The sequence below is a fragment of the Sphingomonas sp. PSPC2-2 genome (assembly GCF_049897725.1).
GTDB lineage: Bacteria > Pseudomonadota > Alphaproteobacteria > Sphingomonadales > Sphingomonadaceae > Sphingomonas.
This window is the reverse complement of sequence record NZ_JAFCWU010000015.1, coordinates 16787-35824: the sequence shown is the minus strand read 5'-3', so window position 1 is coordinate 35824 and position 19038 is coordinate 16787. Positions and strand designations below refer to the sequence as shown.

The following is a 19038-nucleotide window of genomic DNA, read 5'->3' as shown; positions in this document are numbered from 1 at the left end:
CCCTCACGCCACTCCCCCGGGCGCGCGCCACACTGGCCTGGTTTTACTCCGCCCCGTGGCCGACTTTTGCGCCGCCGTTGACATTATTGTTTGTGGAGCAATCTGCATCGCACAAGCTTCAGGGGCCGGCATTAGACCCCTGAAGGAAGAGCAAAAATACTTTACTGTTTTTCCGGATCAAATTGCTTTTCACGAATGAACAGCGCGGGAATGACGCCGCAGATGAAATAGGCACCGCCCATTACGAGAAAGCCCAGACCGATCGATGACTGGCTCGCGAAGAACCCGACTGCTATTGGTGCAATGGCAGCACCGATACGACCGATATTGTATGCGCCCCCGACAGCTGTACCACGATATCTCGCCTCGAAACTCTCCGTCATATAGGTCGCGTTGACGCCATAAGGGATGCCATACAGGAAGCCGAAGACAATAAGCATCCAGAGGATCGTATCCGGGCTATGGTAAAGTACGATAACCGGGAGGAAGACTGCGGTTCCCAGTGCACCCAATGCGAAGACCGCTCGACGTCCCAGCCAGTCAGCAGCGATGCCCGCGAGGATCTTGCCAAGGATCATTGCCGTGTAGCTGCCAACCATATAGGCCGTCATGGATTTGAATTGCATTCCCATTTCGGTTTCAAGGTACGAGGGAAGCCAGTTGTTCACACCGTAGTAGCCGAACTGGAGGAAGCCGGCGGTTAGAGCCCATAGAAAAAACATGCTGCGGGCTTGAGGACTGTTGAATATGGCCTTGAACGCCCCCTCCTGCCTGACCGCTTGCGGCTGGGCCGACGCGGAATCAGATCGTTCACGCATGGCCTTCGCTTTGACCCAGCTTTCAGGCTCCGGCACCGCTTTGTGCATGATTAAGGCAATAATCACCGGAATGATCGCGACGTAAAAGAGATACCTCCAGCCATAGGTCGGCAATAGCCAACCGGCAAGTAGCGTCGCAACGATGTATCCGACTGACCACCCAGCCTGAAGCGTGCCGAGGGCTGTAGTTCGATATTTCGTCGGCACATATTCGGCCATAAGGGTGTTGCAAGCAACGTAGAGTGCTCCGAGACCCAGAGATGAGATAAAGCGTGCGGCGGCAAATTGCAGATAGCTGTGCGTCATGCCCAGTACGGCCGTACCTACAGAAAAAACAACAATCGTCCAGGAGACGGTTTTTACGCGCCCGAACCGATCACAGGCCCAACCGCCATAGATGCCACCGATCGCCATGCCTGCGAGTGTAATACTGCCGAGGCTACCAGCCTCGACGCTTGTGAGGCCAAACTCGGCCTTGATGCTGGTCAGGCTGTAGGACAGCAGCATCAGATCAGCCCCATCAATCATCAACCCGAGAAAGCTGAAGATGAAAACAAGAATCCAGATCTTGCCTTGTTCAGTTTCCGCAGCCTTTACCGTATTATCCATGTCGCTCTTCCCGTTTTCTGTCGCGCTGTCGCGCGTATTCTCCTCAAGGCAAGCCTCCGCCAAGCGGGCTAACGCGTCTTGGTTAGCCCGGCGGAAAACGAATTTTGATGAATGAAAAATTCAGCGCATTGCTTCGCGTATCATGTTGCGAGCGATGACAATCTGCTGGATCTGTGTCGTCCCCTCGTAGATTCGGAATAACCGGACGTCGCGGTAGAAGCGCTCGATCGCGTACTCGCTCACATATCCGGCGCCGCCGTGAATTTGCACACAGCGATCGGCGACGCGACCGCACATCTCGGTCGCGAACATCTTGGCGCAAGACGCTTCAGTGCTGACATTCAAGCCTTCATCACGCTTGCGCGCGGCGTCGAGAACCATACATTTCGCGGCATAGATTTCCGCCTTGCTGTCGGCGAGCATCGCCTGGATGAGCTGGAAATCAGCGATTGGCTTGCCGAACTGCTTGCGTTCCAGAGCGTAAGCCAGGGCATCGGCGAGCATGCGTTCTGATGCTCCGACGCTCAGGGCAGCGATGTGCAGTCTGCCCTTGTCCAGTACCTTCATCGCGGTTTTGAACCCGACACCCTCGACGCCGCCGATTAACTGGCCTGCGGGAACGCGGACATTATCGAGGATGACATCGCAAGTCAGCGCGCCTTTCTGGCCCATCTTGTGATCGGGTTTGCCAAATGAAAGTCCGGCGGTGCCACGTTCGACAACAAATGCGCTGATACCGCTGGCACCCTTGATGTCGGTGGAGGTGCGCGCCATGACCGTGAAAACACTGGCCAGTGGTGCATTGGTGATGAAGCGTTTGGTGCCGTTCAGCACATAGTCATCGCCGTCGCGGATCGCCGTGGTCTTGAGCGAGGCGGCGTCGGAACCGGCGTCGGGTTCGGTGAGGCAGAACGAACTGAGAAGCTCGCCGCTTGCGAGCCGCGGCAGATAGCTATCTTTCTGCGCTTCGGTGCCGTCGATCAATATGCCGATCGAGCCGATGCCGTTATTCGTGCCGATATGAGAGCGGAAGGCCGGCGAAGTCCGTCCGAGTTCGAACACGACGTTCACCTCCTCCTCCATAGTGAGGCCAAGTCCGCCGTATTGTTCGGGAATCGTCAGTCCGAAGAAACCGAGTTCCTTCATCTGTTGAATGATGTCGACGGGGATCGCATCCGTTTCAGCGACTTCATTTTCCCGCGGGATAAGGGTTTCCGAAACAAACTGGCGAACGGTATCTACCAGCATCTGAAGGGTTTCCGGCTCGCGGATCATGCACTCTCCTAGCGGCAGGGTTGCCCCGCCATGTCGAGGCCCTGCCGCCCGGAAAGATTACGGGACGGCAGAACCGATGTTGTGAACCATAGTAATCAGCCGGGGACCGATATCGTCCTCCAGCTTTTCTTGCGGCAGCTGAAAGCTCCGGCCTCCGCAATTGAACGCAACGACCCCGTATTGCTTGTGAACCAGCGGCACCGCCACCGAGTTGACGTCCTTGTGCCATTCTCCGATCGACAGGCAGTAGCCATAGTCCTCATAATCGCGAAACGCCCGCTCAAGCCCGCGGCGCACCAAAGGCCAGGCTTCCGGGTCGCGATTGCGGATATGTTCCATGAGGAACGCCCGCTCGCTCTCTGGCATGGCAGCAAGACATGCGCGGCCAACCGAACTTTGTGCCAAAGGCAGGTAGCTGCCCACCTGACGGCGCATAGTCATGTTTCCGCCTCCTTGCACCACGTCGACATAGACCATTTGAAGTCGATCGCGTGCCGCCAGGGCAACGGCTGCCTTGGCATAGTCAGCCAGGTCCATCATCAATGGCGCGGCAACCGTGCGGATTGTCATGTTCGAAAGCATTGCATAACCGAGCCCCAAAACACCGACGTCCAGCTGGTATCGTCCCGAACCCGTATCCTGTTTCAGGTAACCAAGGCGCGTTAGCGTATGAGTCAGGCGTGAAACGGTCGGCTTCGGCAGACTCGTCTTGCGGGCGATCTCCTGATTTCCGAGCGTGTTGTCTTTAGGCGTGAAACAGCGCAGGATTTCCAGCCCTCGGGCCAGCGCTGTTACGAACTGACGATCCTCCTCCTCATTCTCCACGCTCAAGGGAGCCGGCGCAGACTTTTCCATCTCCCGACCTCCGCCTTGCGGTTCTCCCTGTCGGTAGCGTTCAAGTTCGTCTTGATGCGTGACATTAGAAATCTGCCTTTCGGGTTTGTCAATACGCGAAATCATATTTCGCATAGCGAAACTATGAAGGAAGCGGAACAGGAAGACAAGACCGAAATTCGCTTTTATGTTCTGAATGTTGATGGATTTTTCAAGCCCTGGTTGGCAACCGGCTTTACAATCGATGTTTTGGCCTTCTATTATAAAAATAACGAAATTGAGTTTCGCCATGCGGAATTTCAGTTCTGGGAGGATAAAATTGACAGCCCCGCAAGACAGCTTCGTTTCTGTCGAACGCCACGATAACGGCGTCGCGACAGTGCGCATCAATCGCCCTGAGGCACGGAACGCCCTAAGCATGGCTATCCGTCGCGATCTGGCTGATATGTTCAATCGCCTATCCGTCGATGCGGGGGTCCGTGCCATCATACTCACAGGTGGGGAAACCTGCTTCGTTGCCGGAGCAGATATCCGGGAATTCGCCGGAGCAGGCCCGGTCGAAATGTATCTGCGGCATACGGAAGTTCTCTGGGATGCGATAGGCCGGTGCCCAAAGCCAGTGATTGCGGCAGTCAACGGATTTGCCCTGGGCGGAGGCTGCGAACTGGCGATGCACTGCGATATCATCGTTGCCGGAGAGAGTGCCAAGTTCGCGCAACCCGAAATCAAGCTCGGCCTGATGCCCGGGGCTGGCGGAACACAACGGCTTGTTCGCGCAGTAGGCAAGTTCCAGGCCATGCGCATCGCCCTGACAGGCTGCACGGTTCGCGCATCTGAGGCACTTGCAATGGGCCTCGCCAGCGAAGTGGTGCCGGATGATCGGACGATTGCACGGGCACAGGAACTCGCCGCCGAGATCGCAGCCTTGCCGCCCATCGCAGTGGCGCAGATCAAAGAGGTCATCCTGGCCGGTGCCGATTTGCCGCTCGATAGCGCGTTGATGCTGGAGCGCAAGGCGTTCCAGCTCCTGTTCGATAGCAAGGATCAGAAGGAAGGGGCTGTCGCGTTTTTCGAGAAGCGGTCCCCGGTTTTCGAGGGTAAGTGATAATGGCCCGATCAATCGACTGCATGGGTGTCGTCGGCACAGGTGTAATGGGAAGCGGTATTGCGCAGATCGCAGCGCAGGCCGGTCTTTCAGTGATACTTTTTGACGCCCGCGACGGAGCGGCTGCCCTGGCGAAGGACAACCTCGCCGCGACATTCGCAAAGCTGGCCGACAAGGGCAAGATCAGCGCTGACGCCGCTCAGGCTGCCTTGTCACGCCTGACGGTTGCAGATCGCCTCGACGATCTTGCGCAATGCGATCTGGTCGTAGAAGCCATCGTCGAGAGGATCGAGGCAAAGCAGGAGCTTTTGGGCAAGCTGGAAGGCATCGTTGCAGCCGATTGCATTTTGGCGACCAACACCTCCTCTCTTTCGGTGACGGCCATAGCAAGCGCCAGCGATCATCCCGAACGGGTCGCCGGATTCCACTTCTTCAACCCCGTGCCTCTCATGAAGGTCGTCGAGGTGATCGACGGGCTTGCCGGCGATCCTGCTGTGGGCGATGCGCTGCTGGCACTTGCCGCGCGGATGGGGCATCGCGGGGTCCGCACCAAGGATACTCCGGGTTTCATCGTCAACCATGCCGGGCGTGCCTATGGCACGGAAGCGCTCAAGATCTTGAACGAATGCGTGGCGCCTGTCGGCGAAATCGACACGATCCTGCGCGAGACCTGCGGCTTCCGTATGGGACCGCTCGAACTCTTCGACCTGACGGGACTCGATGTCTCTCATCCCGTCATGGAATCCATCTACAACCAGTTCTACCAGGAGCCGCGCTACCGTCCCTCCGCCCTCACGCGCCTCATGTTGGCCGGTGGCCGTATCGGGCGCAAGGCGGGCGAAGGATTTTACCGATACCGCGCCGGCCAAAAGATCGATCCGCCGTCGCCCCGACCGGTGCCCGATGTTGTCAAGCTACCGCCGGTCTGGATCGGCGCGGAGCAGGATGAAGATCGCAACACGCTCGTCGCGCTCATGAAGAAACTTGGCGCGCAGGTCGAAGCCGGTGCAACGCCAACCAATGATGCCCTGTGCCTGCTTGCGCCTTACGGCTACGACACGACGATGGCGTGCGAACTGGCAGGGACACCGCCGCAAAGGACAGTCTGCATCGATATGTTCGCGGGTATCGCCCGTCATCGGACACTGATGACGTGCCCCGCCACGGACGCGGCCTATCGCGATGCCGCGCATGCGCTTTTTGCCCGCGACGGTGTCGGCGTTACTCTCATTCGTGACAGCGTCGGTTTCGTCGCTCAGCGAACCCTGGCCGCCATCGTCAATCTGGCCTGCGACATTGCCCAGCAAGGTATCGCCAGTGTCGACGATATCGACGATGCCGTTCGGCTTGGTCTCGGCTACCCGCAGGGACCGCTTGCCTGGGGCGACGCGCTTGGCCCGGCAAAACTCGCGCTGATCCTGTCCCGCATGTTGGAGGTAACAGGCGACCCGCGCTACCGGCCCAGTCCGTGGTTGCGCCGCAGGGCGGCGCTTGGACTGTCATTGCGCCAGCCGGAAAACGCCTGATCAGAGGAAGAAGAAATGGGTGCTTTAACTGGATACCGCGTGCTCGATATGAGCCGCGTCCTGGCCGGACCGTGGTGCAGTCAGGTTCTCGCCGATCTCGGAGCGGAAGTCATCAAGATCGAACGTCCGCGCAGCGGTGACGACACGCGGGACTGGGGGCCGCCGTGGATGAAGGACGATGAGGGCAATCCCACCCGTGAGGCGTCCTATTACCAGTCCGCAAATCGGGGAAAATTTTCCGTCGCGCTCAACATCGCCTCTCCGGAAGGGCAGGATCTACTGCGCCGGATGGTCGCCGAATGTGATATTCTCATCGAGAACTACAAGGCGGGCTCGCTCGCCAAATACGGACTCGACTACGAGACGCTTTCTGCCATCAATCCCGGTCTTGTCTATTGTTCGATCACCGGCTTCGGACAAACCGGTCCCCGCGCGGCCGAACCCGGTTATGATTTCATCATTCAGGGTATCGGCGGATTGATGAGTATCACCGGCGAAAAGGACGACAAGCCGGGTGGTGGCCCGCAGAAGGTGGGCGTTGCCGTTGCTGACCTGATGACCGGCCTTTATTCGACGATCGCCATCGAAGCAGCGCTGCTCAGCCGGGCAAAGACCGGCAAGGGACAGTACATCGACATGGCGCTGCTCGACGTTCAGGTCGCAACCCTTTGCAACCAGACCCAGAACTATCTCGCATCTGGCAAGCCTCCGGGGCGCTTTGGCAATGCCCATGCCAATATCGTGCCCTATCAGGTGTTCCGGGCAAGCGATCGCGAGTTCATCATCGCCTGTGGCAATGACTCGCAATTCGCTTCGCTATGCGCGGCGATCGGCCTTCCTGATTTGCCGAAGGATCCCCGGTTCACACGCAATTCGGACCGGGTGGTTCATCGTGATGAAATCGGCGCTATTCTATCCGCACATTTCTTGACCGGTACAACGGATGAATGGATCAGCAAGATCCATCCGAGCGGCGTACCCGTCGGCGCGATCAACGATATTGCCCATGCGCTCGACGAGCCGCAGGTCAGAGCGCGCAACATGCTGGTAAACATACCACACGCTCTAAACCGCGACTTCATGACGGTCGGAAGTCCGATTAATCTGTCGGACACGCCGGTGGAATATCCACGCGCCGCGCCCATGCTCGGCGAGCATACGGATGATTTGCTCAGGCGGCTGGCCGGCATGGACGATGCCGCGCTCGACGCGCTCAAGGCCCGCGGAATTGTCGAACAACACGAGCAGGGTTGAGCGAACCCGGGAAGGGCAATCTGTCCCTCCCCAAGCTGCTCTGCACATTCCTTTGACCTTCACGGAGATTGTCATGACCGAAGTCTTCATTTGCGATTACATTCGCACGCCTGTCGGCCGCTACGGCGGCTCGCTTTCCTCCGTGCGTGCCGATGATCTCGGCGCCATCCCGCTCAAGGCGCTCGTCCAACGTAACAGTGCGGTTGACTGGGAAGCCGTCGATGACGTGGTCTTCGGCTGTGCAAACCAGGCTGGAGAGGATAACCGCAACGTCGCGCGCATGTCGCTGCTTCTGGCCGGGCTCCCTGTCTCGATCTCCGGCACAACCATCAACCGCCTGTGTGGTTCCGGCATGGATGCCGTCATCACGGCTGCCCGCGCCATCAAGTCCGGCGAAGCGGAACTGATGATCGCCGGAGGCGTCGAAAGGGCTCTGTTGCAAACTCTGATGCGGTTGCCAACGTTGGGCCTTGTCTTGGTAAGGTCGGTTGTGATGGACGATTTCAAAGGGCGGCATTTTACCGGAGAAGTCATCCTATGGGCGGTCCGCTGGTACTGCCGGTACGGTATCAGCTACCGTGATCTCGAGGAAATGCTGGCGGAACGTGGCATCGATGTCGATCACACGACCATCTATCGCTGGGTGCAGCGCTACGCGCCGGAGATGGAGAAGCGGTTGCGCTGGTTCTGGCGGCGCGGCTTTGATCCGAGCTGGCGTCTCGATGAGACTTACGTGAAGGTGCGGGGCAAATGGACCTACCTCTACCGGGCGGTCGACAAACGGGGCGACACGATTGATTTCTACCTGTCGCCGACCCGCGGCGCCAAAGCTGCGAAGCGCTTTCTTGGCAAAACCCTTCGCGGTCTGAAGGACTGGGAAAAGCCGACGAAACTCAACACCGACAAGGCGCCAAGCTACGGCGCCGCAATCGCCGAGTTGAAACGAGAAGGAAAGCTCGCCCCAGAAACCGAACACCGGCAGGTGAAATACCTGAACAACGTGCTCGAGGCCGACCACGGCAAGCTCAAGATGCTGATCAAGCCCGTGCGTGGTTTCAAATCGATGCCGACAGCCTACGCCACGATCAAGGGCTTCGAGGTGATGCGCGCCCTGCGCAAAGGGCAGGCCCGGGCATGGTGCCTGCAGCCAGGGATCAGGGGAGAGGTGCGTCTGATCGAAAGATCATTTGGCATTGGCCCCTCGGCCATGACCGAGGCCATGGCCATGCTCAATCAGCATTTCAACAAAGCGGCCTGATCCCAACAAAGGCGCGGTGCCGCTCGGCGGTCCCGAATGTTTGCAACAGAGCCGGTTCGACAACCCCTTATACAAACATCATACCGCGCCGGAGCGCCTCCTCGAGGCGTGTGGCTCGACCGCCGACCTGAACAAAGTCCGGGCGCACCCGTCCAGCTTCCCGGACATCGAAGGCGGCCCGGAAATCGTGTCGCGGGGCGTGGTCTTCCATCCCGACCAGTTCATGTGCGAATATATCGGCGCCGCGCCCGAGATCGGTTACGATCTCTACGATGCTCCGTTTCATGCACTGTTGCTTCAAGCCGGGCGCACGATCGACTGGGTCATAGAGCGCGTGATTCAAATGTTACGTCCGCCAGGGGTGGCAACGTCATGAGCTTTGCCATCAAGGGCGTTCCAGACGCCGACAACCTGCTGATGAGCCTTCGTCCGACGGAGGTGCTGAGTTGGCTCCGTGAGGGGTTTGCCCATCTCGAGAGCGACGATGTGCAAAAGCGTCGCGATGCGTTTCCGCCTCTGGAACTGGCACCTGATCGAGACTTGCTGGCGCAACTTGCGACGGCGCTCCGCGAAGCAGAGCAGCACAGGCTGAAATGCACCAAGCGCGTGCGAAGCATCCTGCGCGAACGCCTGAAGATGCCTACTGTGTGGATGCGAGAGACAGCTGAGTGCCTGATCGATTTTTGGCGGCTGCTCGGCGGTATCAACTGCCCGGCTGATATTTTCGCGGACGCTCGAGGGTTCCTGAAGGAACTACTGCACCATCAGGCTTCATCGGCAGCGCTTGGCGAGGATGAACTGCGCTCGCTGGTTGACGCCGTCGTCGCCTGCGTTCTCGCATCGAAGCCGGCATCGTCGGCGCAGGTTAGCTTCATGCGTTTCCTGCGAAGCGAGCGTCAGTTGTGGTCGGATCGCTTCGTCGATTCGTTCATCGACTGCGCTTTCTCCGAGCTCGACGGGCGCCGGATCTCCTCTGACGTGATCGATGATCGACGTATGGAAACCTGGTGCAACACGCGCGAGGCGCTCGGCGCCGACCTCGAGCTACGCGCCGACCCGACGTCTCCCACTGGCCGTGCCCTAATCAGAAGCGTGGCGCGCTATCTCGGCGTGCCGGCTTCTCATGCCACCAGCGTCGAGGAGGTGATCGTCCTTCGCGACAAGGTGTGGGGAATGGAGTGTCCGACCGGTTACCCAACCGATGACTTTTCGCGCAAGGAGACCTTGGGGGAGCTTCTCGATGAGTGGGCCTAGCCACAGCGACTATTTTCGCGCTGCCCGCGATCTGCGCGACGCGCTCAGGCAGAATCGCGAAGACTCCGAATTCGGTCGGATCGTCTATCTGGTCGACACAAACATCGCGGTGACATTTCTCACGGGAAAGCAGCGCGGCAAGATTTCGTCGGTGCGTAGCCTCATGAGCCGCGACGCTGTCGAGCTGAGCGAAGCCCTCACCTATCAATACATCTTTTCCGGTGGCCTGCCGGGCATGGCCGTCGGAGATACCGCGCTTATCAGCCAGCCCCACTGGGACGAACTGATCAAGGTCATTCGTCGCACGGCGAGCGAAATAGAAGCCGATCTCAAGGCTCTTCCGCGCCTGACCGATGCCCAGCGAGACGAGCTTCGGGCGGTCCGGAATCACCCCGACCAGTTGATGGATCGGGCAACCGACATCGGCATCGATCGGATCATCGGGCAATTCAAAGCGGCGACGCGATACCGGAAAAGGGTTTCGGCGATCCTGTCCGGTCCCACGCGCCGGATGGTCCCCCTGGACGAGAGCGACCTTTGGAAGCGTATCGACGGTTGCGTGTCGAACAATGATTTTCGCGACTGGTCGGACCTGATCACGGAGGCGAAGCCGGCCGAGGAGAAGGATGACACCGACAATATCGAGGCGGATGCAAAGACGCTCGCAGCGATCGAGGCGCTATATGTGGATCGGCGTGGAAAAGGGACCCCGGTAGCGGGGTGATCGGCGTCGAAAAAGGACCCCTCATCCCGGTGGTCTAGGCTGCTCGCTTGGCGGTGTGTCAGGCGGCGAGATCGGGATGCTGGTATTGGAGACGGTGTTGAGGATCCGGCGCGAGCACGCGTCGGGGAAGGCCATCAAGGCGATAGCGCGGGACCTGCACCTGTCGCGCAAGGTGGTGCGCAAGGCGATCCGGGCGCCGGAGGCGGACATGGGCTACCGGCGGGAGGTGCAGCCGCTGCCGAAGCTGGGGCCGTTTCAGACGCGACTGGATGCGTTGCTGGAGGAAGACGAGGCACGGCCGCGGCGCGAGAAGCTGCGCCTCACGCGTATCCACGACCTGCTGCTGCGCGAGGGGTTCGACGGCTCGTACGACGCGGTGCGCCGCTATGCGGCTCGCTGGCGGCAGGCGCGGCGTCGCGATGTGATGAATGCGCCGGCCTTCATCCCGCTGCTGTTCCGGCCGGGCGAGGCTTACCAGTTCGACTGGAGCCACGAGGACGTCGAGATCTCGGGCAAGCCGATGCGCGTGAAGGTCGCGCATGTGCGGCTGTGCGCGTCGCGGGCCATGTATGTGCGAGCCTATCCGCGCGAGACACAGGAGATGGTGTTCGACGCCCATGCGCGGGCGTTCGCCTTCTTCGGGGGCGTGCCGACGCGCGGCATCTACGACAACATGAAGACGGCGGTGACGAGCGTGTTCACCGGCAAGGAGCGGGTCTTCAACCGGCGCTTCCTGGTGATGGCGAACCACTACATGGTCGAGCCGACGGCCTGCTCGCCGGCGTCGGGCTGGGAGAAGGGGCAGGTCGAGAACCAGGTGCAGACCGCGCGTGGCCGCTTCTTCCAGCCGCGGCTGCGCTTTGCCAGCATCGAGGAGTTGAACGGCTGGCTGGAGGCGGAGTGTCGCCGCTGGGCCGACATGCACCAGCATCCCGAGCAGAAGGAGCTGACGGTCGCGCAGGCATGGGCTGCCGAGCGCGGTGTGCTCCAGCCGGTTGTCGCCCCCTTCGACGGCTTCCACGAGAGCGAGCACGCGGTGAGCGGCACGTGCCTCATCAGCTTCGACCGCAACCGCTATTCCGTCTCCGCCAGGGTGGTGCGGCGTACCGTCCAGGTCCGTGCCTATGCCGACCGCATCGTCGTGCGCTGCGACGGCCAGGTCGTCGCCGACCACCCCCGGTTCTTCGGGCGCGACCGGACCATCTACGACCCGTGGCATTACCTGCCGGTGCTGGTGACCAAGCCGGGCGCCCTGCGCAATGGCGCGCCGTTCCAGGGCTGGGAGCTGCCGCCTGCGCTGTCACGACTGCGGCGCAAGCTCGGCGCCGGGGATGATGCCGACCGGCGGTTCGTGCGCGTGCTGGCAGCGGTGCTCGACGACGGGCTGGAGGCGGTCGAAGCGGCCGTACGCGAAGCGCTGCTGGCCGGCACCGCCAGCGACGACGTCATCGTCAACATCCTGGCCCGCCGACGCGAGCCGCCCCGGCCGCTAGCCATCGTCACGCCCGAGGACCTGGCGCTGCGCCACCCGCCGCGTGCCGACTGCACCCGCTATGACAGCCTGCGAGGCCTCCATGCAGCGGCATGAGATGATGACGGCCATGGCGGACCTTGGCCTCAAGGGCATGGCTGGCGCCTTCGACGAGGCCGTCACCACCGGGCTGCAGCGCAAGCGCACGACCATGGAGGTCCTGACCGACCTGCTGCGTGCCGAGGCGACGCACCGTCATGCGGCGTCCGTCCGCTACCGGATGTCGGCCGCCAGGCTGCCTGCGGTGAAGGACCTCGACGCCTTCGTCTTCAACGACACCCCCATCAACGAAGGGCTGGTGCGCTCCCTGCACAGCGGCTCGTTCCTCCCCGGCCGGCGCAACGTCGTGCTGGTCGGTGGAACGGGCACCGGCAAGACGCACCTTGCCACCGCCATTACCGCCAACGTGGTGCGGGCCGGCGCCCGCGGGCGCTACTTCAACACAGTCGATCTGGTGAACCGGCTCGAGGAGGAAACGCGCCTCGGCAAGGCCGGCACGCTGGCGGCCCAGCTCTCCCGGCTCGACCTCGTGGTGCTCGATGAGCTCGGCTACCTGCCCTTTGCCCGCTCGGGCGGTCAGCTGCTCTTCCACCTCGTCAGCAAGCTCTATGAGCAGACCTCCGTCATCGTCACGACGAACCTCGCCTTTGGTGAGTGGCCGACGGTCTTTGGCGACCCCAAGATGACCACCGCGCTGCTCGACCGCATTACCCACCATTGCGACATCGTCGAAACCGGCAACGACAGCTGGCGCTTCAAACACCGAAGCTGACGCCCGGGGCACCCGCAGAGAACGCTTCGCGCTGGTTGCGCCTCCGGTCGGGCTACGCCCGCCCTACGCCGCAACCAGCGCGAACGGTGCGACCCCCATACCCGTCACGCTGCTTGACGAAGGGGGTCCCTTTTGCACGCCGATAGGGGGTCCTTTTTGGACGCCGATTGACACGCTATATCGAGAAAGCGACAATGCGATCGGTGACAATGCGAGCATCCGCTACATTTTCATCACCTCCGACTCTGCCATCCTGAAGGCATATGGAGAGCGGCGGAAGGAGCTCGCACAGCTCGGTATTCCTGACTTTATCCGCCACCCTCTCGTGTACCACCCTTTGCTGAACTTCTCGTCGATGCACCGCGCGTCGACCTCGTTCGACAAGGTGGGCGGTGAAATCCGGCGCGTATTCCTTGACGTGGAGAATGCGGTCGAAGCACTCTTTCCGCAGGACGATCAGATTGGCGGGAGCGAGACCTCCGATCTGCGGTGGGCCCGACATTGGAACCTTAGAGACAATATCGACCGATGGTCCAACGCTGCGGAGCGTATCGCGATCGCGAACGTCAGCATGTTCGGGAAGGAAGCCGATCTCGAACCTTCCGATGAGGAGATCGCACGATATTTCGAAAGCGATGACCTGGCTCTGGCCGTGTACAAGACGGTCCATCGCACAATCAGCGGTATCGAGGAGGATCACGCCCGGCATATCGCCATTCAGAGCTTCGATCGGCTGGTCGAGATGCTGCAAAATGGCGGAATAGGTCGCGAGCGAAGGGCGCCATTGAGCTTCCCGCCCGGATTGGATGTGCTTCAGCGAGTCCGTCGCCGAGATGCCCAGTATTTTCGTCAGATCCAAACCTTGGACGACCTCCTCGATCATCTCGGGCGGGTGAACGGCACAGCCTCTCCGGTGGCCAAGCGCATATCCGAGGCGCTCCGGGAGGACTGGAAAGAACCGAGCACCCAGCTCTTGGCCGCGGTTATCTATATGGTCATGGGCTCATGGGAGTTGGCGATCTCGTGCGCGCAAATCTGCATCCGGACCGCAACTCGCAAGGACCCTCGATCCGAGGTCGCTCGCGAAGCTCGCTACTGCAAGGCAGTCTGCCTTCGCATGCAGCTTCGATCCGAGCGAGAAATCGCCATCGCTCGCGATGAGCTCAACGCAAATCTGGCCTATCGGCACCGCGACAGCCTTATCCTCGAGCGGGACTCTATCGAGCGTGCGACGCTTATTCTGTCCGCGTGCATCGTCCAGATGGTCGATCAGTTCAGCATCGTCGCGTCGACCCGCAAAAGTCGCCGCCGCAAACCGCTGGTTCCCGAGGACGACGTCAAGAGTGCCTTTGACAGCCAGACTCAAGAGCTCGACGCCAGCCTGGAAGTCCTGATCAACAACTATCTGAGCAGTGGCGAGGTCCAGCCGCTCGTCGCCGCGATTGCAGGTCAGGCAGCGATCAACCGCCTGGGTGCAGAACTTTTCAGGCACTATTTCGAGGAGGAGGTCTCGGACTCTCCGCCGCGCCTCGCCGAGGTGTTCGACCGCGTTTCCGATGTCCTGGGGGATATCCGCGAGAGCTATCAGTTGCCTTTGATGGGCCGGATTTATGAAGGCGTTGCAAAGGTGGAATTGGGCCGGGGCGGCGACGCGCAGTCTGTGATCGACGAAATCGACCGTCGGCACGAGATTACGAAACTGGCGCGCGGAGACGACCACGAATACGACTATCTTCGCGCCCAGATGGCCTCGCACGCGAGCGCGGAGAATCGCGCCGCTTGATCCACGCATAGGCGTTAGCTCAATCCAACCGCCCGCTCTGGTCGAGGCGATAGCTGATGTCAGATCGTCCGAGTTCGCTCGGCTGGCGGCACATCGACCGGGAGGCCGGGCCAAACGAACGAACAAATGCTGTAGATCTCGATCAGTATCTCGCGCGCCGACCGACGGGCATTGGCTGCCCTCGTGCGTTCGAGGCGCGGTGCGGAGGCGCTCCTCCCTATCCACATCATCACATCATCGACAAAGCGGATTTGACCGACTCAAGCCGGCGGCGCCCGGTCCCGGCACCCCCATTTCTGGGAATACCGCGAGCATCCCCTACTGTGGACTGCGGATGCTTGGCCTCAATCTTTTGAAAGAGGCACGATGATCGGTTTGTTCGATAGTATGGCGTCCGCGCCCTGTGACACGGCGTTCAGGAACATGTTCGCGGCGCGAAAAGAGGTGTTCGTCGATCTGCTCGGCTGGGATGTCCCGGTCCTGGAGATGCTCGATCCGGGCAGCCACCTCGCTGCCCGACACCACGCCACGTAGCGTCGTGGCCACGTTCCTGTGCGTGGCGCATCCAGTGTTTGACCTTGGCGAACAGTTGCTCGATCGGATTGAGGTCAGGGCTATAGGGCGGCAGGAAGATCAGATGTGCGCCGCGCGCGGACGGCGGTCCTGGCTGGCTTGCCTTTGTGCGAGCCGAGATTGTCGAGCACCACGATATCGCCTGGTGCCAGCGTTGGCGCGAGGAACTGCTCGACATAGGCCGTGAAGAGCATGCCGTTGATCGGTCCGTCGATCACGCAAGGTGCATCGACCCGATCATGGCGCAGGCCTGCGATGAACGTCAGCGTTTGCCAACGCCCGTACGGCGCCTTGGCGCAAAGTCGCTGCCTTTTTTGGTGCCCAGCCTCTGAGCGGCGCCATGTTGGTCTTGACCCATGTCTCGTCGATGAAGACGAGGCGCCTGGGGTCGATCCTGCCCTGATGAGCCTTCCAGCGCTGGCGCAGCCTCGCAACGTCAGGCCGATCCTGCTCGGCCGGAAGCACTGTTTTTTTTGAAGCTCAGCCCCCCTGTGTGGAGGAACGTCCATACCGCCCGACGATCCGTCTTGATCCCCCGCGCGACAAGCTCGGCTGTCAACTGGCGCGTGGTGAACGGACCCGCCTTGGTCCGCTCTCGAAGCCACTGTGCCGTATCCCCGCTCAGCGTCCGCTTCTTGTGGCCGTTCATCTTCCCCGGCTTGAGCGCGCCTGTCTCACGGCGGAGCTTGCGCCATTTCGACAAGCACGACGGCGCTATCTGAAGCGCCTCGGCAATCGACCGGTCCGCCTCACCCGCGTCCGAACGCGCCAGCGCACGCTTCCGCAAATCTTCCGAATAAGGTCGTGTCATCCGCGCCTCCAGCACGGACGTTGAATCATATCAGTCCAAACAAGGGAATCCCGATTCCACCAAACAACAGCATGCTCTAGGCCGGTCTTCTTGTCCAAGCCGCGTGTCCTTGTCAGTGGCCACGGCTGCGTCGGCGCGGATCAGTGCACAGCCAGCGCCTGTTCAAGCCGGTCCAACCCTTCCAGCAGCACGTCGTCCGAAACGGTCAAGGGCATCAACAGCCGCACAGTCTCGCCATGGATGCCACAGGATATAACCACCAGGCCAAGCTGGAATGCCCGGGCGACCACGTTGCGCGCCGCCTCCGGGTCCGGCGCATCGGATCCACGGGCCTTGACGAGGTCGAACGCCATCATCGCGCCGAGCCCCCGCACATGGCCGATCGGCATCAGGTCTTCTCGGCCAGTCCATGCCTCGAAACGCGCGCGCAGCTTTCCGCCGATCGCGTTGGCACGCTCGATCAGCCCTTCCTCCTCGATGACATCGAGCACGGCGAGAGCGGCCGCGCAGCTGGTCGGCGCACCGCCGAACGTCGAACCGAGCCCACCGCCGTGCACGCTGTCCATCAGGTCCGCCCGGCCGGTAACCGCCGCGATCGGGAAGCCGCCGCCCAGCGCCTTGGCCATGGTCACGATATCCGGCGCGATACCGCTATGCTCGACCGCGAACAGCTTGCCTGTACGGGCGAAGCCAGTCTGCACCTCGTCGCAGATCAGCAGGATGCCATGCTCGGAGCAGATCGCGCGTAGCGCCCGCAGCAGTTCGGGCGGCGTGACGTGGAAGCCGCCTTCCCCCTGCACCGGCTCGATGATGATCGCGGCAATCGAGCCAGGATCGGCATCGGTGCGAAACAGGGTGTGGAGGGCATCGAGGCTGTCCTGCACGGAAACGCCATAGTGAGCGATCGGGAATGGGACCCGCCAGACATCTCCGGGCAGGGTGCCGAAGCCGCGCTTGTAGGGCATCGCCTTGCCGGTGAGCGCCGTCGTCATCAGCGTGCGGCCGTGAAACGCGCCGGCAAAGGCCACTACGCCGCTACGGGCGGTGGCGTGGCGGGCGATCTTGACGGCATTCTCAACTGCCTCCGCGCCGCTGTTGAAAAAGAGGGTCTTCGCCGCTCCGTCGATCGGCACCAGCGCGTTCAGCCGTTCGGCGAGCGCGACATAGGGCGCATAGGGCAGCACCTGGAAGGAGGTGTGGGTGAAGCGCTCCAGCTGGTCCTGCACAGCGGCGATCACCCTGGGATGGCAGTGGCCGGTGCTGCACACGGCGATGCCGGCGACGAAATCGATATAGCGATTGCCGTCGACGTCCCAGACTTCGGCATTGCGCGCGCGGGCGGCATAGGCCGGCGTTGCGCTGACGATACCGTTCGGCACCGCAGCAGCCCGCCGGACCGCGAGACCGGCATTGTCGGACGCAAGCTCCGAGGCATGGAGAGATGCGGTCGCCATCAGATGCCTCCCAGGGCAAGATATTTGATTTCCACGAAATCCTCGAGGCCGTAGCGCGAGCCTTCGCGGCCCAGGCCGGATTCCTTGACCCCGCCGAACGGAGTCGCCGGGTTCGAGGTCAGCGTCTCGTTGACCGCCACCATGCCATATTCGAGCGCCTCGCCGACACGGAAGACGCGGCCGATGTCGCGGGTCCAGAGGAATGCCGCCAGGCCGTAAGGCGTGTCGTTCGCCGCGGCGATCACCTCGGCCTCGGTCTCGAAGCCATAGACGGCGGCGACCGGGCCGAAGATCTCCGTGCTGGCGATCGCCATGTCCGCCCGCACGTCGACGAGCAGGGTCGGCGCGAAGAACAGGCCGCCGCGCGGATGCGGCGTGCCGCCGAGCACCGCCTCGGCCCCCTTGCCGAGCGCATCCCCGACCAGTTCCTGGACCTTGGCAACCGCCGCCGGGTTGATCAGCGGGCCGATCCTGGTGTCGGCTTCCAGCCCGGGCCCGACCGGCAGATCCTCCATCGCCGCCCGGAGCTTCTCGACGAAGGCGGCGCGCACGCCGGACTGCACATAGATGCGGTTGGTGGCGACGCAGGCCTGGCCGGCGTTGCGGAACTTGGTCGCCATCGCGCCCGCCACCGCCGCATCGAGATCGGCATCGTCGAACACGATGAACGGCGAATTCCCGCCCAGTTCGAGCGACAGCTTCTTCACCGTATCCGCACATTGCCGCATCAGGATCTTGCCGACCCGGGTCGAGCCGGTGAAGGAAAGCTTTCGCACGTCCGGGCTCGCGGTGAGCACTCCGGCAACGGCTTCGGCGCGCTTCGCGGTGACGATGTTCATCACGCCTTCCGGGAAACCCGCCTCCTCGGCCAGCAGCTGAAGCGCGATCGCCGAAAGCGGTGTGTCCTCGGCCGGCTTGACGACGATCGTGCAGCCCGCCGCGAGCGCGGGCGAGACCTTGCGCGTGATCATCGAACTCGGGAAGTTCCACGGGGTGATCGCGCCGACGACGCCGATCGGCTGCTTGAGCACCAGGCAGCGCTTGTCCGGCGCATGGGTGGGCACGATGTCGCCATAGAGGCGCTTGCCCTCTTCGGCGAACCATTCGATGAAATTGGCGCCGAACACGATCTCGCCCAGCGCCTCAGCGCGCGGCTTGCCCTGTTCGAGCGTCAGGATCTCCGCCAGCGCCTCCTGGTTCTCCAGGATCAGCCGGAACCACGCGCGCAATATGTCCGCGCGCTCGCGTGCCGTCCGCGCCGCCCAGGCCGGGAATGCCGCCTTGGCCGCGTCGATCGCCCGCTGGGTCTCCGGGGCGCCCATATCGGCCACGTCGCCGATGAAGCTCCCGTCAGCGGGATTGTGGACCGCGAAGGTGGCGGCGACATCGGCCCGCTTGCCATAGGCCAGGGTGCGGGCGAGCAGCGCGTTGCCCGCGGGAGAAAGATCGGGGTGCAT

Annotated in this window: 17 protein-coding genes and 2 pseudogenes; 12 read left to right on the top strand and 7 right to left on the bottom strand. The window is 61.8% G+C overall.

Translation table 11 applies throughout. The annotated features are described in order from the left end of the window. Positions 1-161: 161 nt before the first annotated feature. The 3 genes from ACP7BY_RS19585 to ACP7BY_RS19575 form a co-directional block, all read right to left on the bottom strand. The gene (locus ACP7BY_RS19585) at positions 162-1427 is read right to left on the bottom strand and encodes an MFS transporter (RefSeq protein WP_170170678.1); all 1266 of its coding nucleotides are present in this window, start codon (positions 1425-1427) and stop codon (positions 162-164) included. A 120-nt stretch (positions 1428-1547) separates the two neighbouring features. Further along, the gene (locus ACP7BY_RS19580) at positions 1548-2702 is read right to left on the bottom strand and encodes an acyl-CoA dehydrogenase family protein (RefSeq protein WP_170170679.1); all 1155 of its coding nucleotides are present in this window, start codon (positions 2700-2702) and stop codon (positions 1548-1550) included. A 57-nt stretch (positions 2703-2759) separates the two neighbouring features. Then, positions 2760-3827 carry an IclR family transcriptional regulator gene (locus ACP7BY_RS19575; protein WP_426288303.1) on the bottom strand — a complete coding sequence of 356 codons (1068 nt, stop codon included), beginning with the start codon at positions 3825-3827 and terminating at the stop codon, positions 2760-2762. Between ACP7BY_RS19575 and ACP7BY_RS19570 the strand changes: the two genes are divergently transcribed. The 12 genes and pseudogenes from ACP7BY_RS19570 to ACP7BY_RS19515 all read left to right on the top strand — a co-directional run bounded on the left by ACP7BY_RS19570 (position 3826) and on the right by ACP7BY_RS19515 (position 15277). After that, positions 3826-4641: an enoyl-CoA hydratase gene (locus tag ACP7BY_RS19570; protein ID WP_206378523.1), complete on the top strand. Its 816-nt coding sequence runs from the start codon at positions 3826-3828 to the stop codon at positions 4639-4641. The two genes, ACP7BY_RS19575 and ACP7BY_RS19570, sit on opposite strands and share 2 nt — an antisense overlap. 2 nt (positions 4642-4643) lie before the next feature. Next, positions 4644-6167, top strand: a complete 1524-nt coding sequence (locus tag ACP7BY_RS19565; protein ID WP_170170680.1) for a 3-hydroxyacyl-CoA dehydrogenase — start codon at positions 4644-4646, stop codon at positions 6165-6167. 15 nt (positions 6168-6182) lie between these two features. Next, positions 6183-7421: a CaiB/BaiF CoA transferase family protein gene (locus tag ACP7BY_RS19560; RefSeq protein ID WP_426288301.1), complete on the top strand. Its 1239-nt coding sequence runs from the start codon at positions 6183-6185 to the stop codon at positions 7419-7421. Beyond that, a pseudogene (locus tag ACP7BY_RS19555) lies at positions 7330-7812 on the top strand (hypothetical protein); the annotation flags it as partial. The gene ACP7BY_RS19560 and the pseudogene ACP7BY_RS19555, both read left to right, overlap by 92 nt. A 102-nt stretch (positions 7813-7914) precedes the next feature. Further along, positions 7915-8679, top strand: coding sequence for an IS6 family transposase (locus ACP7BY_RS19550; protein WP_026109285.1), 765 nt, complete (start codon positions 7915-7917; stop codon positions 8677-8679). A 16-nt stretch (positions 8680-8695) separates the two neighbouring features. Next, the gene (locus ACP7BY_RS19545) at positions 8696-9055 is read left to right on the top strand and encodes a hypothetical protein (protein ID WP_426288299.1); all 360 of its coding nucleotides are present in this window, start codon (positions 8696-8698) and stop codon (positions 9053-9055) included. Beyond that, on the top strand, positions 9052-9933 hold the full coding sequence (locus tag ACP7BY_RS19540; protein WP_426288297.1) for a hypothetical protein: 882 nt from the start codon (positions 9052-9054) through the stop codon (positions 9931-9933). The genes ACP7BY_RS19545 and ACP7BY_RS19540 overlap by 4 nt, the downstream gene beginning before the upstream one ends. Next, the gene (locus ACP7BY_RS19535; RefSeq protein ID WP_426288295.1) at positions 9881-10657 is read left to right on the top strand and encodes a hypothetical protein; all 777 of its coding nucleotides are present in this window, start codon (positions 9881-9883) and stop codon (positions 10655-10657) included. The genes ACP7BY_RS19540 and ACP7BY_RS19535 overlap by 53 nt, the downstream gene beginning before the upstream one ends. Positions 10658-10733: 76 nt before the next feature. After that, a complete protein-coding gene (istA, locus tag ACP7BY_RS19530) occupies positions 10734-12245 on the top strand; it encodes an IS21 family transposase (protein WP_083199003.1) in 1512 nt (503 codons plus the stop codon). Further along, positions 12232-12960, top strand: coding sequence for an IS21-like element helper ATPase IstB (gene istB, locus ACP7BY_RS19525; protein ID WP_065846282.1), 729 nt, complete (start codon positions 12232-12234; stop codon positions 12958-12960). The genes istA and istB overlap by 14 nt, the downstream gene beginning before the upstream one ends. 337 nt (positions 12961-13297) lie before the next feature. Then, positions 13298-14743 (top strand): hypothetical protein, encoded by a 1446-nt coding sequence (locus ACP7BY_RS19520; protein ID WP_426288292.1) that lies wholly within the window; start codon positions 13298-13300, stop codon positions 14741-14743. 366 nt (positions 14744-15109) lie between these two features. Continuing rightward, complete coding sequence (locus tag ACP7BY_RS19515) at positions 15110-15277, top strand: hypothetical protein (protein ID WP_231565356.1); 168 nt, start codon at positions 15110-15112, stop codon at positions 15275-15277. A gap of 109 nt (positions 15278-15386) precedes the next feature. On the opposite strand, the pseudogene ACP7BY_RS19510 reads toward ACP7BY_RS19515, so the two are convergent. From ACP7BY_RS19510 to ACP7BY_RS19495, 4 genes and pseudogenes are all read right to left on the bottom strand, one after another. Beyond that, positions 15387-15825: pseudogene (locus tag ACP7BY_RS19510) on the bottom strand (hypothetical protein); the annotation flags it as partial. Further along, positions 15753-16142, bottom strand: coding sequence for a hypothetical protein (locus ACP7BY_RS19505; protein ID WP_426288291.1), 390 nt, complete (start codon positions 16140-16142; stop codon positions 15753-15755). The pseudogene ACP7BY_RS19510 and the gene ACP7BY_RS19505, both read right to left, overlap by 73 nt. 125 nt (positions 16143-16267) lie before the next feature. Beyond that, positions 16268-17581 (bottom strand): 4-aminobutyrate--2-oxoglutarate transaminase, encoded by a 1314-nt coding sequence (gene gabT / locus ACP7BY_RS19500; protein ID WP_033967260.1) that lies wholly within the window; start codon positions 17579-17581, stop codon positions 16268-16270. Beyond that, positions 17581-19038: an NAD-dependent succinate-semialdehyde dehydrogenase gene (locus ACP7BY_RS19495; RefSeq protein ID WP_052192551.1), complete on the bottom strand. Its 1458-nt coding sequence runs from the start codon at positions 19036-19038 to the stop codon at positions 17581-17583. Before ACP7BY_RS19495 ends, gabT begins: the two co-directional genes overlap by 1 nt.

Coding starts and splice junctions, on each gene's coding strand:
- ACP7BY_RS19585 (WP_170170678.1), bottom strand. CDS start 1,427: ATGGATAATACGGTAAAGGCTGCGGAAACTGAACAAGGCAAGATCTGG.
- ACP7BY_RS19580 (WP_170170679.1), bottom strand. CDS start 2,702: ATGATCCGCGAGCCGGAAACCCTTCAGATGCTGGTAGATACCGTTCGC.
- ACP7BY_RS19570 (WP_206378523.1), top strand. CDS start 3,826: ATGCGGAATTTCAGTTCTGGGAGGATAAAATTGACAGCCCCGCAAGAC.
- ACP7BY_RS19575 (WP_426288303.1), bottom strand. CDS start 3,827: ATGGCGAAACTCAATTTCGTTATTTTTATAATAGAAGGCCAAAACATC.
- ACP7BY_RS19565 (WP_170170680.1), top strand. CDS start 4,644: ATGGCCCGATCAATCGACTGCATGGGTGTCGTCGGCACAGGTGTAATG.
- ACP7BY_RS19560 (WP_426288301.1), top strand. CDS start 6,183: ATGGGTGCTTTAACTGGATACCGCGTGCTCGATATGAGCCGCGTCCTG.
- ACP7BY_RS19550 (WP_026109285.1), top strand. CDS start 7,915: ATGGACGATTTCAAAGGGCGGCATTTTACCGGAGAAGTCATCCTATGG.
- ACP7BY_RS19540 (WP_426288297.1), top strand. CDS start 9,052: ATGAGCTTTGCCATCAAGGGCGTTCCAGACGCCGACAACCTGCTGATG.
- ACP7BY_RS19535 (WP_426288295.1), top strand. CDS start 9,881: ATGACTTTTCGCGCAAGGAGACCTTGGGGGAGCTTCTCGATGAGTGGG.
- istA (WP_083199003.1), top strand. CDS start 10,734: ATGCTGGTATTGGAGACGGTGTTGAGGATCCGGCGCGAGCACGCGTCG.
- istB (WP_065846282.1), top strand. CDS start 12,232: ATGCAGCGGCATGAGATGATGACGGCCATGGCGGACCTTGGCCTCAAG.
- ACP7BY_RS19515 (WP_231565356.1), top strand. CDS start 15,110: ATGATCGGTTTGTTCGATAGTATGGCGTCCGCGCCCTGTGACACGGCG.
- gabT (WP_033967260.1), bottom strand. CDS start 17,581: ATGGCGACCGCATCTCTCCATGCCTCGGAGCTTGCGTCCGACAATGCC.
- ACP7BY_RS19495 (WP_052192551.1), bottom strand. CDS start 19,038: ATGCACCCCGATCTTTCTCCCGCGGGCAACGCGCTGCTCGCCCGCACC.